Origin of the sequence: Legionella nautarum (assembly GCF_001467895.1) — a bacterium.
Lineage (GTDB): Bacteria > Pseudomonadota > Gammaproteobacteria > Legionellales > Legionellaceae > Tatlockia > Tatlockia nautarum.
In genome coordinates this window covers 28,827-45,736 of the sequence record NZ_LNYO01000013.1, presented here as the reverse complement: position 1 = coordinate 45,736, position 16,910 = coordinate 28,827, and the positions used below count along the sequence as shown (strand labels likewise).

Genomic DNA, 16,910 nt, shown 5'->3' with positions numbered 1-16,910 from the left:
TCAGCAATGAATAAATATTTTTCAAAATTTCTCACTCTTTTCATAAAATAATTCTATAGTTATAAGTAGTTATCTGTTCTAAGTATTTAAGAGCCAACGCATTATTCAACAAGGAGATACAAATGGGATATGTACAAGTTGATGCCTCTACTCAAGTTTTCGTACAGGATTGGGGCGCTGGTAAACCAATCGTATTTATTTCAGGCTGGCCTTTTGATCACCGTTGCTATGAATATCAATTTAATCAACTGCCAAAGCAGGGTTACCGCTGTATTGGAATTGATATGAGAGGCTATGGAAAATCAGACAAACCCTGGGGTTCTTACTCTTATGATGTGATGGCAGATGATATTTTACACGTTATGCGACATTTGAATTTAGATGATGTCACTATCGCCGGTCATTCCATGGGTGGTGCAATCTGTATTAACTATTGCGCACGCCATCACAATGAACGTGTTTCAAGAATGGTACTAATGGGTGCGGCCGCTCCTATCTGGACTCAGCGCTCCGATTTTCCACATGGCTTCACTGTCGATCAATGCAATGAGCTTCTTGATTTATGTTACAAAGATAGACCACAGCTTTTGGAAAATTTTGGTAAGATTTTCTTCCACTCAGAAGATGCAGTCAGTCCTAAATTTGCAGAATGGATGCAAAATATGGGAATGGACGCTACTGGCTATGCCACTTCCGAACATATCATTGCGCTTCGGGATACCGACCAACGCAAGAACTTGGAGAAAGTCAAAGTGCCTACCGCAATTTTCCACTCCCCTCATGATAAAGTTTGCCCCTTCGGTTTAGCGGAAGCCATGAACAAAGGCATTAAAGGCTCGAAGATTATTCGCTTTGAGAAGAGCGGACATGGGCTATTTTATGATGAATGGGAAAAATGCAACAAAGAAATGATGAAATTTATTGAAGAACATTCTAAATAAATTTTATTATTCATTGGCTTGCTGAGTTATTTAAACCTTGGTGAGCCAAGATTTTTAGTAAATCCATCCTTCATTTTTTGTTTTTCCACAGCAATCCGCCCATTCACAGCAAACACTGCTAAACTCTATATAGACAAAAAAGTACAAAATAAACCCATTTTGACCGAATAATCCATCTGAAATCTATGCCGAATAAATGGACTCGAGCAAAGTAGGAGAAAAATATATGCCTTATATAGACGAGTTGCTAGCTGAATTAAACCAAGACCAAAGCCCCGCAGTAACAACACTCAAGGCGCAGATCAAAAAATTAGAGCTAAAAGGCAGGACGAGCATATTGGCTGCTCCAGGAGACATCAAGGCCACATTAACTGACCTAAACACGGTACTTCAGTTTTATGACGAGTCAAACGAATTAAATCAAGACAGCTTTCTTAAAATTTTAGCAATGACAAATCCAATGCACCGCGATGGACTGGCAAAATTAGACCAATTAAAAAAATTATACGAACTCTCCCAAGACAGCAGCAAAAAAAATAATTTAACGGGTATTTCCCGCAAATCATTTTTAACGATGAATCTCAATCAGTTGCAAACTTCGTTTATAATCTTAGACAATCTCCCATCCGGTAAAACGCTCAATCAAAATGCTTTTGATTTAATTACCCAAGCAAAAATAATAGTAGAAAAAAAATTAACAACCGAGGAGCAGATCTATCTTAGCAATACCATCAATACCATGCTCCAGAGCAATATTCCTCTTTCCAGTAATATTCCTTTCGCCTCACGATTCTTCAAACAAAATATTCAGCGCTTTTTAGATTTAGATAAGGCTCACTGGAAAGGTACTCAAGCTATTTTAAGCAATTTAGCCGGTCATGGTGCTCTGGATTCCCGTACCTTCAATTACCTTATGGATAATGCGGAACATTTAGCCGCCAAGGCAACTGAGCTCAACCAACTTTTTGATCACATGGCAGCGTTGGATATCCCAATAAAGGGCAATCGACAATTCATAATGAACATAGACTCTGATTTTGTCGGTCTTAATAAACTAGTCGCTGAACTTGAGAAGAAAGGGGTTAAACTCAACGAAGACTCATTCAAACTTCTCTGTGATAATGCTGGTGACATAAAAGAGAGTCAAGTTGAAGCATTGGGCGACTGCATGCAACTCATGCAGAAAAATAACATCCCTTTTATCAAAGACGGTGAGGATAAATTTTCCCAGCTTCTTCATTTTGACAATCATCAACTAAACGCTGTCGCACATATTCTTGATAGCCTATCCAATGCAGACCAAGATAAAGAGGGCTATTTAGATGCAAGAACCTTTGACTACATCACTAAAAATGCAGGGAATCTGGAACCAATGGCAGACTTAGTTGCCGATGTGTTCACAGCGATGGGCCAAGCCCGTATTCCTATCATCAAAAATAGACAACCCGTGATGAGCATGGCTATTCAAGCCGCAACCACTTCTGATCCCGCTAAAAAGGAAGCTTTAGAGAAAGCTTTAAAAAACCTAGCCGCTGTTGTAAAACAAATTCAGCCTGTTGATGGCAAATCCTTAGATCGAGACGCTTTTGATGTGCTAAGAAGAAATATTTCCTCGGCTGATTACAGCCCTGAAGAGGCCGAAGCCTTAGGTAAATGTATCAACCTAATGAACAAAATGGGTATTCCTCTGACACAAACCTTTGGACAAGATCGATTAAAAACTCTGTTGGAGAAAAAAGATCATTGGCAGAACTTAATTTCTGTATTGGAAGACTTTCCAGAAAATAAACTAGATGAGCAAAGCTTTACTGCTCTACTGGATAATATCCAAAACTTCGATCCCCAAGACCTTTCAGACCTCAAAACCTGTATTGCTGCCATGGCAAATAACAATATTCCTCTCACTCAAACCTTAGGAAAGGATAAATTAGCTAAACTCTTAACTCTTGGGGCTAATTTACCTCAGGTCGCGCAGGTATTAGCTCATTTCAAAGACGCTAAAGAAGGGGAATTGGATGAAACTACCTTTGATTATCTCGTCGATAACGCAGGTACACTAGACCTGAATGACGAAATAACACTCGATAATGCAACTCAATCAGTGACTAAAGCAAAACTAATCTCTTTTGTTTTTGATAAGATGAAAGAGCTCGATATTTCTACTATCAGTCATCGAAAACCAATCCTTCAACTGTCCGCAGCACAACTGAAAACCCTATATGCGGTCTTGAATAAATTACACCCGCAAACAATGTCCGAAGATAAAACGTTTTTAAAAGACTTTTTTAAAGAGTTGCGTGATCCTAAGAATCTTAATAAATTTGATGCCGCTAACACTGAATACCTTAGTCATTGCATAGCTGCAATGGCTAGGAATAATATTCCACTCACTCAAGCCATAGGACAGAATAAACTATCAATGCTTTTGACTCTTGATAACAAGGATTTACCGCAAGTAGCCACAGTATTGGCCGCTTTTAGCAGGGAAGAATTAGATAAAGATACCTTTGATTATCTTGTTAAGAACGTAGGGGAATTAGACTTAGATAAAGAAGTTGAAGCTGAAACTGGAGACTTAGAAAAGCCGGCAATGAAAAAGATTACAAAAGCAGTGCTCCTTGAACGAATTTTCGCCGAGATGCGTCATCGCGATATTTCTATTCCAAACAATAGCCAAGCACTGATCAAGCTATCTGTAGAAAAGCTTAACACTTTACACAGCGTGTTACGAAACTTAAAAGATCACTTAGACCCAGATTCTTTTAAAGTTTTACGGACTAATCTCAGCAAGTTTAATGCGACTAATACGACCTCTCTTAGTACCTGTATTGCTGCGATGACAGCAAATACTATTCCGCTCACTCAAATGATAGGCAAAGATAAATTAGCTCTGCTTCTAAATCTTGACGAGGATGATTTATCGAATGTAGCTAAGGTATTGAGCTCTTTCCAAAATGGCGGATTAGATGAGACAACCTTTAATTATATTGTCGAAAATGCAAAATCACTTGGGACCATACATTCAGACTCAGCAAAAACAAAAGCAGACCTTATCGTCAGCGTTTTCACCGCTATGCAAAAGCAGGGTATTCCTATTCCCGGTAATAGACAGCCAGTGATGAAGCTCAATCCCACACAGCTTCATAATCTACAGGCTGTTTTAAGTCATTTATCCAATCAATCCACGCCATTAAAATTAGCTCCAAGCTCGTTTAAAGTGCTACTTAATAATATTTCCCAATTTAACTCAATAAATAGTATTGTTTTAAATTCTATTATTCAGACATTAACCCAAAATGGCGTTAGTCTAGGGAAAACTATTGGCGAAGATAGATTAAAGAGCCTGATAAAAGCAGACAACTTAAGTGATATTGCCCGGCTTTTAACAGCGTTTAAGCCGGATGACAAGTTGGACAATCGCACCGTTGATTTTATCATTGATAATGCAGGCAAATTCAATAAAGACAAAGTCGACGCAATAATCAATGTTTTTGCAGCAATGCGTGCTCATGGAGTGACGCTTCCTGGTAATCGCCAACCTATCATGAATCTCGATACCAACCAGTTAAACGCTCTTACCCGGATTTTGAATAGTTTAAAGGATGCTAAGGGTGGTGATATTCACCTCAGCAAAGATGATTTTAAAGGCATCATTAATAATATTGATAAGTTCAAATCTAACGCTATACCTCTAAATAATTGTATCAAAGCAATGATAGAAAGTGAGGTCCCACTTACTCAATTAATCGGGCAAAATAAAATAGATCGCCTGATGAAATTAAACGACACTCAATTAGCTACCGTAGACAAACTACTTACTAGTTTAGCAAACTATGGTGCCCTTGATTCCCGTACCTTTGATTACATTGTTACTAACGCAGACCAATTGAAAGACAAGACGGATATACTAGAAACTATTTTTGATACTATGGCTGTAAACAACAAACCAATCATTGGTAGTCGTCAACCTTTGATGAAATTAACCTTACAGCAACTTGAGCACTTTAACGACTTTCTGCTGCAAAATCTTGATATGATTAATAGCAATACCATAGCTGGGGTAATAAATAACGCAAAAAGAGATCAACTACCAGTACCGACTCCTTCCCCTAAAGATAATCTAAACATGACTCCTTTATCGAATAGTAAGGAGGAGGAAGAAGACGACGACCAGAAAGAAAAATTTACAGGTACCAATCCCTAATATTAGCCCTCTTGTCTTCTAGCGAATTGAATTCTATAACGGCAACTTAGAATTATCCGGTGGAGGTGGCGCCGTGCTAAATAAACTCAAAATAATTAAAAACAAAAAAAGCATTAAAAAAACGACAAATATCAGCTTGGCGATGTAAGTTGAGGTGGATACAGTCCCTGTATAACCATAGGCTGCAGCAACACTAGCTGTTATTAAAACAACAAAAGACCATTCCAACATTTCCTGTCCTTAGGATGGGCGACTCTATTTATATTAGGAGGAAAAGAGTTATTTTGCTATCTTTGTCTTAAATATCCGGTTGTTTAGCCATTAGATTAATCATTCGTCGACGCCGCGCGACTCACTCGAAGAAGGTCGGGATGAGGGCTAAAATTTGCAACAACGCTGAGGAAACCTAGCATACATCAGTATGTGGGGCTTCCGCAGTATTATTTTTGCGCAAGATACGCCAAATACAGCTCGGGGGGCGTAAAGGCTAGTGCAGGGTTTCTTCTTTGATGATGCAATAGCTAATCACTTGACGGGTAATGAAATCCCCTTTGGTGGGTCCATAGAGGGATTTGAAATGCTCGGCCAGCATAACCACCCAAGATGAAAGACGAAAATCCATCCGTTTTTCTTCTTGATTGACCACTAATTCAAATAGTCCCAAGGAATCAGTCTCTTGCTCCGTTGCATATTCCTCCATAATACGCTGAGCAGTGCTCATATCCTTTTCTTTTGTGGGCCAACTTTTATTCATACACACCCCCTACTTCATGACTACGGGTAATAAAAAAATTCTCTACATCCAGATAAATTGGGTCAAATAAAAAAAATACAAGGCCATATTTGTAAAGATGATCATGCCATAATTTGCATATTTTTTCAATACAATGTTTATTTTTTTATCTTTCAACGATCTTCGCATGACCAATTCCCTGAGACTCCTGCCACAGGGTGATAAACAGAACCATTATAATAGGGCCAACAAATAACCCAAGCAAGCCAAGAGTTTCTACCCCCCCCAAGATTCCAAACAGCACTGCGAGAAAAGGCAGCTTTATGGCCCCACCGATTAATACTGGCTTGATAAAATGATCGGCTACAAACATCACTATGGTGCCCCAAATAATGACAATAATTGCGCCAACCATAGAACCGCTAGCAAGCAAAATTAAAGCAACGATCACAAAGACAATTGGCACAACAAAAGGAATCATCGCTGCAAAGGCAGTGATAAAACCAACCAAGGTAGGTGCTGGAAAACCCACTAACAAATAGCAGAGCCCCATCAAAATACCCACGCCTAAACCGACAACGATAGTCCCATTCACTGTTCCTCTTAAAGCGGAAGGTAAGCGATCCGCATAACGAAACCAACGAGCGCCTAAACAATACTCACCAATCTCATTGATTTGCTGAAATAATTTATCGCCATCGCGATAAAAGAAAAATAAGGTTAATAAGGTAAACCCAAGCTGAAATCCACGATGAGCCAGGTTGATTCCCACTTGCTTAATATAATAACTAGCTGGTGTTAGTGAGAGATGTAAATCCGTGAGCAAATTACGAAGATTTCCAGGATGACTAATGTGTGTATCCCAATAATTGATTAACTCATTGCCAATCATTGGAAATTTTCTAATTACCTCGGGCGCCGGGCCACCAACCTTATTTATAACCTGTAAGTAATTGATAAATAATTGAATTTCCGTTACAAGAATAGTAATCAACCAGCTCAAAGGCAATAAGATAATTAGCCCTAAAACCGTAGTAAATAATAAGGCCGCAACATTATCATGACGACCAAATAACCGTCGCCAATACTTATAAAGTGGGTAGGTTGCTATCACGATAATAGCCGCCCAAATCATTGATGGAATAAAGCGGTGAACGATAAATACAGCCAGAGCAACGATAGCAACAGTCAAGCTGATACTCAGCAGCTCTTTGTGGTTTTCATTCATTTTACAAAGCCCCAAACAAGTAATTGCATAATTAACCAAGCAGGTACTGCAGCCAAAACATCATCCAACATAATTCCCACCCCCCCTTTTACGCGCTCATCAACAAAACGGATCGGTTGTGGCTTCCAAATATCAAAAAGACGAAAGAGGAGAAAACCGATGATTATCCAGACTAATCCCACCGGTGCCATTGTCATAGTTAACAAATAGCCAACGACCTCATCCCAGACTATACCGCAGTAATCCTCTTCTCCCAAATCACGCGTGATCTTATCACAGACCCAAATTCCGAGAAAAAAAGCAGCTAGGACAAAGAATAAATAAACACCTAAGGGCAGTCCTGCGAGTAATAAATACAAAAGCACAGCCGCCAAACTCCCCCAAGTCCCGGGAGCAATAGGTATTAAGCCACTGCCAAGGCCAAAGCCAACAAAATAGATTGGATCTTGCCAAACTTTTTTCGCTAAATTGCTAGGGTTCATTAAATACTCCTCGTGCTGTTTTCATTTCGACCAACTCCCTTATCCCCGCAAGAAATTGGATTCATCATCAACATCCCGCAACTTAATTGGCGGTGTTGCAGATTCTACTCTCGTGCCTGGATACCTTGGCTTGTCCGTGGTATCCAGGTGAGCCCAGACCATACTAAAGATCTCTGGATCCCGCGAACAAGTCGGGGGACGTAGGGAGAGAGTTCAACCATGCAACAACGCCGGACAGGCCGCGGGACATCGGAGTAGGGCTGGACTAGGTTGTTAGAGATGTGATTTAAGATATAGGGCTTGTCCGCCGGATATAATAAGGGGTAAGTACTTAAAAATGGCTATACCCTTTGGGTACAAAACTTTTCACCTTTCCATCCCTCATTTCCACCCGCATTCCCGGTTTTTCCTCAATAATACCAATTGCATAACAATTTAATCCAGCGTCTTTCAGTTCCGTTAAAAATTTCGCTTCTTTTGCAGCAGGAACCGTAAAGCATAGCTCATAATCATCTCCACCAATTAGAGCAAAATCAACCGCCTTCTCTTGTTGATATTTTTTTACTAAAGGATGCACAGGAATTGCGGAGAAATAAAGGCTGGCACCCACGCCGCTGGCTTCACAAATATGATTCAGATCAGCACTTAAGCCATCTGAGATATCAATAGCAGCTGAGGCCGATTTTTGTAGAGTTTCAGCTAAATCAATACGAGGGCAAGGATGCTGTAATTTTTGCATTAACTCTTTTTTGTCCCCTTCATCCAAATCATTTTTTTGAAGATAATTAACAGCCAAAGCGGCAGCTCCCAGCTCACCACTAACGTAAATTTTATCACCAGGCTTGGCTCCCTTGCGGCGTACCGCTTTTCCTGCGGGAGCTAGCCCATGGACAGTAAGCGTCATGCTCAAAGGCCCGCGTGTTGTATCGCCGCCAATTAAGGCGATATCAAACTGGCGCAAAGCCTCATGCAACCCTTGAGAAAAACGCCTTAGCCACGATTGATTCAACTCAGGTAAAGTGAGTGCCAAACTTATCCAACAAGGCTTTGCTGCCATCGCGGCAATATCACTGACATTGACCATAACGGCTTTATAGGCGATATCATAAGCATCCCAACTGCTAAGAAAATGCACCTCTGCCACCAGTGTATCGGTACTAATCAGTAGTTCCATTCCCTCAGGTAGAGCTAAACAGGCTGCATCATCGCCTATCCCATAGATCACATCATTGCGGTTGAGTGCGGACCTTTTAAAGTAAACATCAATTAATGAAAACTCATTCATTATGAAGATTAATTTCTACTGCTCTAGCTTTTTTAGCCAGATTGTTCAACACACCATTAACATAACGATGACCGTCCTGTGAACCAAATTCTTTGGTCAATGAAACTGCCTCATCGAGTACCACGCGATAAGGAATTTCCGGGCAATAACACAACTCAAACGCGCTCAAACGTAACACAGTCAGCTCAATAGGATTTAAGCTTTGAATGGGTCGATCGAGAAATGGTATTAGGCTTTCTTCCAAACTATTCACCCGTTCTGGTACACCATGAAGTAAACGACAGAAATATTCTGAATCGACTTTGCTCATATCATTGGCAACACGAAACTGGGTTTCAATTTCATATAGTTCGTGCCCTGACATCAGCCATTGATAAAGCGCTTGCAGAGCAAGTTTGCGAGCACGCCTTTTCCCCTTAATTGATTGTTTTTCCACAATTACCTCATGAAGTTCTGTCATTATTCTCAATGAAAATAGTTAGTTGCATTTAGAGCAAACCTTGGGAGCGATTGATGTATTCAAGATACTATTTTGCCGGTCTATTTTTCATCAGGGATTTCTGAAGTTCTATCGTCTTTCATTTGATCAATAGTTTGTCTGAAATCACTTACGTCTTTAAAACGTTTATATACTGATGCAAATCGCACATAGGCAACATGATCAAGACGAAACAACTGTTTCATCACTAATTCGCCAACTTGTCGCGAGTCAATTTCTCGCTCACCACTGCGACGGATTTCTTGCATTATCGTGACAATGGCTGCTTCAAGCGCATCAACACTGACAGGCCTTTTTTCAAGTGCCCGTAGCATCCCGGCTCGTAAATTATCAATATTAAAAGGCTCACGCCGTCCCTCACGTTTAATAATGGAAGGCATGATTAATTCAGCCGACTCAAAGGTAGTAAAGCGCTCATGACACAAAAGGCATTGACGCCTCCTGCGTACCTGCGCCCCCTCTGCCACTAACCGCGAATCGACAACTTTAGTGTCTTCAGCATGACAAAATGGACAATGCATGATTAGAGATATACCGGAAATTCACGACATAATTGCAATACCTGCGATTTAACTCGCTCAATGGTTGCTTCATTATTCACATCATCGAGTACATCCGCAATCCATCCCGTTAATTCACCGATCTCTTTTTCTTTGAAGCCACGCGTTGTCGCAGCGGGGGTTCCCAAGCGTAATCCGCTGGTTACAAAGGGCGAACGCGGATCATTTGGCACCGTATTTTTATTCACGGTGATATTCGCTCGGCCTAAGGCAGCATCCGCTTCTTTACCAGTAATATTTTTTTCAATTAAATCAACTAAAAGCAGATGATTTGCTGTGCCTCCAGACACAATCGGATAGCCACGGCTTATTAAGCCCTCAGCCATAGTTTTAGCATTTTTTAAAACCTGCTCTTGATAAAGTTTAAAATCGGGCTGTAGGGCTTCAGCAAAAGCCACTGCTTTCGCTGCAATCACGTGCATCAGAGGTCCGCCCTGCATACCGGGAAACACAGAAGAGTTTAATTTTTTCTCAATTTCTTCATTGGCGCGCGCCATAATCATACCCCCTCTGGGGCCACGTAAGGTTTTATGCGTTGTCGTTGTCACCACATCGGCGTAAGGAATCGGAGTGGGGTAAAGGCCAACTGCCACAAGCCCTGCCACATGAGCAATATCAGCCATTAAATAAGCGCCTACTTTATCAGCAATGGCCCTGAACCTTGGCCAATCAAGAATTTGTGAATAAGCGGAAAAACCGGCAATAATCATTTTGGGTTTGTGTGTGACAGCCAGTTGCTCTAGCAGATCGTAATCGATTAAACCGGTATCTACATTCACGCCGTATTCAACCGACTGATATAATTTCCCAGAAAAATTCACTTTAGAGCCGTGAGTAAGATGACCACCATGGGGTAAAGCCATGCCTAAAATCACATCACCGGGTGCGAGAAGGGCCATCATCACGGCTGCATTCGCTTGCGAACCCGAGTGAGGTTGCACATTAACATAAGCTGCTGAAAATAATTTTTTGGCGCGTTCAATAGCAAGTGACTCTGCTATATCAACGTACTCACAACCGCCGTAGTAACGCTTAGCCGGATAACCTTCTGCGTATTTATTGGTAAGAACTGAACCCTGCGCTTCTAAAACGCGTGGACTCGCATAATTTTCTGAGGCAATTAACTCAATATGCTCTTCTTGGCGTACACGCTCAGCTTCGATTGCTCGCGATAGTTCTTCATCAAAACCTGCAATCGTGTCATTTCGATTAAACATAGCAATCAGTCCTTAACCTATAAATAATTATACAATTATAGAATACTCAGCTGATTGAGAGCTAGCTCTAACAGCAATTCACTAGCCCGCTCACTGACTGAGATACTTCTTTTTTGCAAAGAAATACCCAAGGTTACCATAGTGTCACGAACTAGTCATGACTATGCGTATGAACTTCTGCACGATGATGCTTACCTGGAAGAATTTTCTTCACGAAAGCAGGTAACCGTGGGCCCTGCGGAGCTGCATAATTGTGGCCATGATGACGTGGCGCTCCAGGTACCATAACGGCTTGTCGCTCGTGATGATGGTTATTGGCTGCCCGAGAATTTTCTTTGCCGTGATCATGTTGGCGGACAGAAGGACTCGATTTAATTATAACTTGCTCTCTTGGGTAAGAGTGATTAGTAATCGCCCAGGAACTCAAGGGCTGCAACAAGGCCAAAGGTAATAAAAATAAACGCTTCATAAGAACCTCTTATTATCGAAACCTAAAAGAAAGGCACGTTTAACGTGCCTTTGCAACCGAGGTTTATCACCTGGTATCACTTATTTCTTTTTCACTTCAGCTTTGAGCTGATTGTTAAAATAAGGACGGATTTCGATACTAGATCCATCGGTAATATAGTTATCAAAGATAAAATGGTGTCTAGCATCTTCGATAGCTATGTCCATACCACGATGGCAAAACCTATAGCCATAACGGGTATCATAATGGTCTAAATGAATCACATGAGGAATACGGTCATAACCTGGAATATAGAACGATTCAAGGGGAACACCATCTTCAAAAGTACCGTAGACCGATGCTCCCTCATAGCTATTGTTGACAATTTCTATCGCGCAAGGGCCAGGATAGGTAGCCCCTTTTTTTAAATCAGACTTCCCTGCTGGAACATTAGTTTGTGGGTAACTGTGATTATGATCAGCATAAGCTGAAGAGAATAAACCTAGGCAACTAGCTAAAACCAACGACTTGAACTTCATTATTATTGTCCCCTAATTTAGTGGAAACCAAATGGTAACAAAGCCTTTAATTTAGTCAACAGGTTTTTTTTATAATCATTGATAAGCCGAATAAATAGCTTTTTCTGGCAATAAGATATGGTATATTTAGTCACGTAATTTTTACCCATTTACCTGAGGAAAAAAATGAATAAACGCATGACTATCATGATAAGCGCCTTGGGTATTGTATTTGGGGGAATTATTGGCTTTAACCTGTTTAAAAGCTTTATGATTAAACGCTTTTTTGCAAGTTATGAGCCGCCGCCAGTAAGTGTCTCTTCAGTGACGGCAGTTCAAAGAAACTGGCAACCTCATCTCTCGGCTGTCGGTAATTTTGTCGCAATCAATGGGGTAGATGTCAATTCTGAAACTTCCGGCAATGTCGTTAAAATACATTTTGAATCCGGTCAATACCTTGAAGAAGGTAGTCCGTTAATTGATATCGACGATCGTGTCGACCAGGCTACTTTAAAATTTAACCAAGCCGAACTGTCCCTCAGACAACTCAATTACAAACGCCAAGCCGATTTGTTTAAACGAGGGGCTACTTCAAGCTCAGTGGTCGATGAAGCAACTGCCAGCCTTCAGCAATCTCAAGCTAATGTTGAACGTACCGAGGCAGAAATTAAGAAAAAACATATTGTTGCGCCCTTTTCTGGCCTGCTAGGAATTCGGCAAGTCAATCTTGGCCAATACGTTACACCCGGGCAAACAGCCATCGTCACGCTACAATCCCTCGATCCGCTCTATCTTGAATTCCATTTACCAGAGCAATTATTGAAGCGTATTCATATCAATCAAGGCATTCAATTTAGCGTGGAAGAATTTCCCAACACCTTGTTTGAAGGTAAAATCACTGCCATTAACTCCAAAGTCGATACGAATACCCATAATATTCTTGTTCAAGCCACTCTACCGAATTGCCCTTTTGATGCCATTAATTCAATGCGTGAATCCGATTTAATCAAAGTTCGCAAACAAGTTGATGGAGAAAAAAAGATCATCAGCTGCGATAGCCGATTAAATTCAGCCAATCATATTACTCGCTTTGCTTTTATTCCAGGCATGTTTTCTTCCATCGCGATAGAGCAACCCCATATCCCTGATGTCGTCGTTTTACCTTCCACAGCAATATCCTATAGCCTGTATGGCAATTCTGTTTTTGTCATTGAGAAAAAAGGGAAGGATAAGAACGATAAAGATATTTTAAAAGTTAAACGCGTCTTCGTTAGCACCGGCGAGCAAGAAGGCAATTATACGATTATTAAAAAAGGGATCACCAATGGTCAGCAGGTAGTGAGTTCAGGTGAATTAAAATTGCAAAACGGAACGCGGGTCGTCATTAATAATAGCGTTAAGCTTGATGAGGTGGTTAAACCTGAAAGCTTGGGGCAGTAAGTTATTTTTGGACTAAGGTTCATAGCCGTCAGGCAAAGGAGATTTATCCCTATTTTATCTGGCTCCGTTCGGGCTGAGGAGGCCGCTAGGCCGTCTCGAAGCCTCATATCAGGGCTTGTAAGGCTTCGGGACGGCCTAGCGGCCTCCTCAGCCCGAACGGAGTTGGAAAATATCCCTAGCATGGCGGCTATAGACCTTCGCCCAACCTAATTTTTTACCAGGATAATCATGAAATTTACAGATTTATTTATCAAACGTCCTGTTCTTGCAACTGTGGTCAGTTTGCTTATCTTTTTATTCGGTTTAAATTCGATTTTAACCATGCAAATACGCCAATACCCACGCATGGACAATACTGTCATCACCATAACCACCAGTTATCCTGGTGCTGATGCTAATCTAATTGCCGGTTTCATCACGACTCCCCTCGAAGCAGCCGTGGCCAGCGCTGAGGGAGTGGATTATATGACTTCTTCTAGCGTTCAAGGGCTGAGCACAATTACTCTGACGATTAAATTAAATTTTGATCCGCAGGTTGCTTTTACAGATGTGATGTCTAAGGTTCAGCAAACGATTAATAAATTACCCCACGAATCGCAACAACCCGTCATTGTTAAAAGTTCAGACACTTCGACTCCACTCATGTATATCAGTCTTGATAGCCAAGAAATGACGCCACAACAAATTACTGATTATGCAACGCGGGTTGTACAACCACAGATTGAAACCGTTGACGGCGTCGCAAAAGCCGAAATTCTCGGCGGGGCGACTTATTCCATGCGTATATTTCTCGATCCCATTAAAATGGCTGCGATGAATATTACGCCCTCTGATGTATCCAATGTGTTAGCCCACAACAATTTTCTCACGGCCGCAGGAAGCACCAAAGGAGAATACGTAGCACTTAACATGACGGCCAAAACTGATTTAAACAATGCCGAAGAATTTAGTCAGCTAATTGTGCGGGCCAATAACAATTCGATTATCCGCTTACGTGATATTGCTCGTGTCGAATTAGGTTCACAGGACTACAATAACTCGGTGCGTTTTAATGGCAAAAAAGCAGTATTCATTGCCATTAGCCCCACACCTACAGCTAACCCCTTAACCGTCATTACCAACGTACGAAAAATAATGCCAAGCATTCAGCACGAATTTCCACCTTCTTTAAGTGGAACAATCGTTTATGATGCGACAGATTTTATTCGTGCTTCTATCGATGAAGTTATCCACACCATCGTGGAAGCTGCAGTCATTGTTATTTTAGTGATCTTCCTATTTTTAGGCTCATTCCGTTCCGTCATTATTCCAGTTGTAACTATTCCCTTATCGTTAATCGGTGTCTGTTCGCTCATGCTTTTTTTAGGTTATTCGATTAACTTGCTGACTCTCCTCGCTTTTGTTTTAGCCATTGGCTTAGTGGTCGACGATGCGATTGTCGTGGTTGAGAATGTTCATAGGCATATTGAAGAAGGTTGTACCCCCTTACAAGCAGCACTCATTGGAGCGCGGGAAATTGCTATCCCTGTGATTGCTATGACCATTACTTTGGCTGCTGTTTATGCACCCATTGGATTTATGGGTGGCTTGACTGGTGCTTTATTCAAAGAATTTGCCTTTACGCTCGCCTGTGCGGTCATCATCTCCGGCATCATTGCCTTGACACTCACACCGATGATGTGTTCGAAAATTCTCTCTGCCGATATTTCAAGTGGTGGTTTGGTTCAATTTCTCGATCAAAAATTCAATAAACTGAAACTAAAGTACCAAAGAGCCCTGCACAGTCTGCTAAATACTCGTGAAATCATACTGGTTTTCGCGGCCGTCGTATTATTGATGTTACCTTATTTATACTCTCATACCCCGCAAGAAACAGCACCAGAAGAAGATCAAGGATTTTTCTTTGTCGTAGGTCAAGCCCCTCAATATGCGACCATTAATTATCTCGAAGCCTTCACCAAGCCCTTTGATGATATCTATAAGAGTTTTCCTGAAACCGAGCATTATTTCACTGTGAATATGAGCGCTCCTATTTCCGGTATGGTCTTGAAACCTTGGAATAAACGAGAACGTACTCAATTTGCATTGAAAGGGCCTCTACAACAAAAATTAGACGAGGTCGCTGGGCTTAAAACCTTTGCCGTGATTCCTCCTCCCCTACCCGGTGGCGGCAGTGGCACACCGGTTCAGTTTGTTATTAAAACCACGAATGACTTTCAAACCTTGTTTGATCTTTCCAATCAATTAATTGATAAAGCGCGGAACTCTGGGCTTTTTGTTTATATGGATAACAGTTTAAAGTTTAATCAGCCTGAGATCGAGTTTCAAATCAATCGTTCTAAAGCCTCGGATCTCGGTTTGGATATGCAAGCCTTAGGCAGTAGTTTAACCAGTGCTTTATCGGGAAATTACATTAACTATTTCAACTTACAAGGGCGTAGTTATCAAGTCATTCCGCAATTGGATAGGCCATATCGCTTGACCTCAGAGCAATTAGGGCAAATCTTTTTGCGGACTGCCTCAGGAAGCATGGTCCCCATCTCAACGGTAGTCACACCAAAGGAAAAAATTCAACCCAACTCCGTATCACATTTTCAACAGCTCAATTCAGCGACTATTCAAGCAGTCATGATGCCGGGTACCACTTTAGGTCAAGGCTTGGCTTATTTACAAGAGCAAGCGGATAAGCTCCTACCCAAAGGATTTAGCTACGATTATGGCGGCCAATCAAGACAATTTATTCAGGAAGGTAATGCCCTTATTTTTGCCTTCTTTTTAGCGATCATTGTTATTTTCCTTGTGTTAGCGGCTCAGTATGAAAGTTTTAGAGATCCCTTGATAGTCCTCATCTCTGTACCCATGTCGATTTGCGGTGCGCTTATCCCGCTTAACTTAGGCGCCGCTTCAATTAATATTTATACCCAAGTCGGCCTGATTACCTTGATCGGTCTAATCAGTAAACACGGTATTTTAATTGTTGACTTCGCCAACCAATTGCAACGAGAGAAAAAACTAGACCGCCGGGCAGCGGTCGAAGAAGCAGCAGCCATTCGCCTAAGGCCTATTTTAATGACCACCGCAGCGATGGTTTTTGGGGTATTCCCGCTATTAATTGCAAGCGGCGCAGGGGCTGTAAGTCGCTTTGATATTGGCTTGGTTATTTCTGCTGGTCTATTAATAGGTACTGGCTTTACTCTTTTCGTAGTACCTACCATGTATACTTATCTTGCGGCTGATCATCGTCATGATCATGACAAGGATGAGAATAACCAATCTAAGCCCGGTGAAGAGAAATCTTTCGTTAAAAAACTTGAAACAGAACATGGTTTGGAATTTTGAATGTTTTATCCAACAA

At 41.2% G+C, this 16,910-nt stretch carries 14 protein-coding genes; 4 read left to right on the top strand and 10 right to left on the bottom strand.

The features are described 5' to 3' along the window. The first annotated feature begins 122 nt into the window (after nucleotides 1–122). Together Lnau_RS03530 and Lnau_RS03525 are read left to right on the top strand one after the other, a co-directional pair. Complete coding sequence (locus tag Lnau_RS03530; protein ID WP_058503774.1) at nucleotides 123–941, top strand: alpha/beta fold hydrolase; 819 nt, start codon at nucleotides 123–125, stop codon at nucleotides 939–941. A 226-nt stretch (nucleotides 942–1,167) separates the two neighbouring features. Then, the gene (locus tag Lnau_RS03525) at nucleotides 1,168–5,145 is read left to right on the top strand and encodes a hypothetical protein (protein WP_058503773.1); all 3,978 of its coding nucleotides are present in this window, start codon (nucleotides 1,168–1,170) and stop codon (nucleotides 5,143–5,145) included. A gap of 33 nt (nucleotides 5,146–5,178) precedes the next feature. Here Lnau_RS03525 and Lnau_RS03520 read toward each other — a convergent pair whose 3' ends face one another. The 10 genes from Lnau_RS03520 to Lnau_RS03475 all read right to left on the bottom strand — a co-directional run bounded on the left by Lnau_RS03520 (nucleotide 5,179) and on the right by Lnau_RS03475 (nucleotide 12,136). Then, the gene (locus Lnau_RS03520; protein ID WP_058503772.1) at nucleotides 5,179–5,376 is read right to left on the bottom strand and encodes a DUF1328 family protein; all 198 of its coding nucleotides are present in this window, start codon (nucleotides 5,374–5,376) and stop codon (nucleotides 5,179–5,181) included. A gap of 256 nt (nucleotides 5,377–5,632) precedes the next feature. Further along, nucleotides 5,633–5,899, bottom strand: coding sequence for a hypothetical protein (locus tag Lnau_RS03515; RefSeq protein WP_058503771.1), 267 nt, complete (start codon nucleotides 5,897–5,899; stop codon nucleotides 5,633–5,635). A 145-nt stretch (nucleotides 5,900–6,044) separates the two neighbouring features. Continuing rightward, a complete protein-coding gene (locus Lnau_RS03510; RefSeq protein WP_058503770.1) occupies nucleotides 6,045–7,106 on the bottom strand; it encodes an AI-2E family transporter in 1,062 nt (353 codons plus the stop codon). Then, a complete protein-coding gene (locus Lnau_RS03505) occupies nucleotides 7,103–7,588 on the bottom strand; it encodes a phosphatidylglycerophosphatase A family protein (RefSeq protein WP_058503769.1) in 486 nt (161 codons plus the stop codon). Before Lnau_RS03505 ends, Lnau_RS03510 begins: the two co-directional genes overlap by 4 nt. 331 nt (nucleotides 7,589–7,919) lie before the next feature. Further along, on the bottom strand, nucleotides 7,920–8,873 hold the full coding sequence (gene thiL, locus Lnau_RS03500; RefSeq protein ID WP_058503768.1) for a thiamine-phosphate kinase: 954 nt from the start codon (nucleotides 8,871–8,873) through the stop codon (nucleotides 7,920–7,922). Then, complete coding sequence (gene nusB / locus Lnau_RS03495; RefSeq protein ID WP_058504803.1) at nucleotides 8,866–9,309, bottom strand: transcription antitermination factor NusB; 444 nt, start codon at nucleotides 9,307–9,309, stop codon at nucleotides 8,866–8,868. The genes thiL and nusB overlap by 8 nt, the downstream gene beginning before the upstream one ends. A 104-nt stretch (nucleotides 9,310–9,413) precedes the next feature. Beyond that, nucleotides 9,414–9,893: a transcriptional regulator NrdR gene (nrdR, locus tag Lnau_RS03490; RefSeq protein WP_058503767.1), complete on the bottom strand. Its 480-nt coding sequence runs from the start codon at nucleotides 9,891–9,893 to the stop codon at nucleotides 9,414–9,416. A 2-nt stretch (nucleotides 9,894–9,895) separates the two neighbouring features. After that, entirely contained in the window at nucleotides 9,896–11,149 is a 1,254-nt protein-coding gene (gene glyA / locus Lnau_RS03485; RefSeq protein ID WP_058503766.1) for a serine hydroxymethyltransferase, read from the bottom strand. 151 nt (nucleotides 11,150–11,300) lie between these two features. Beyond that, nucleotides 11,301–11,618 carry a hypothetical protein gene (locus Lnau_RS03480; RefSeq protein ID WP_058503765.1) on the bottom strand — a complete coding sequence of 106 codons (318 nt, stop codon included), beginning with the start codon at nucleotides 11,616–11,618 and terminating at the stop codon, nucleotides 11,301–11,303. A gap of 80 nt (nucleotides 11,619–11,698) precedes the next feature. Beyond that, nucleotides 11,699–12,136, bottom strand: coding sequence for a hypothetical protein (locus Lnau_RS03475; RefSeq protein ID WP_058503764.1), 438 nt, complete (start codon nucleotides 12,134–12,136; stop codon nucleotides 11,699–11,701). 165 nt (nucleotides 12,137–12,301) lie between these two features. Between Lnau_RS03475 and Lnau_RS03470 the strand changes: the two genes are divergently transcribed. Next, the gene (locus Lnau_RS03470; protein WP_058503763.1) at nucleotides 12,302–13,555 is read left to right on the top strand and encodes an efflux RND transporter periplasmic adaptor subunit; all 1,254 of its coding nucleotides are present in this window, start codon (nucleotides 12,302–12,304) and stop codon (nucleotides 13,553–13,555) included. Nucleotides 13,556–13,783: 228 nt separating this feature from the next. Next, nucleotides 13,784–16,894, top strand: a complete 3,111-nt coding sequence (locus Lnau_RS03465; protein WP_058503762.1) for an efflux RND transporter permease subunit — start codon at nucleotides 13,784–13,786, stop codon at nucleotides 16,892–16,894. Nucleotides 16,895–16,910 lie beyond the last annotated feature (16 nt).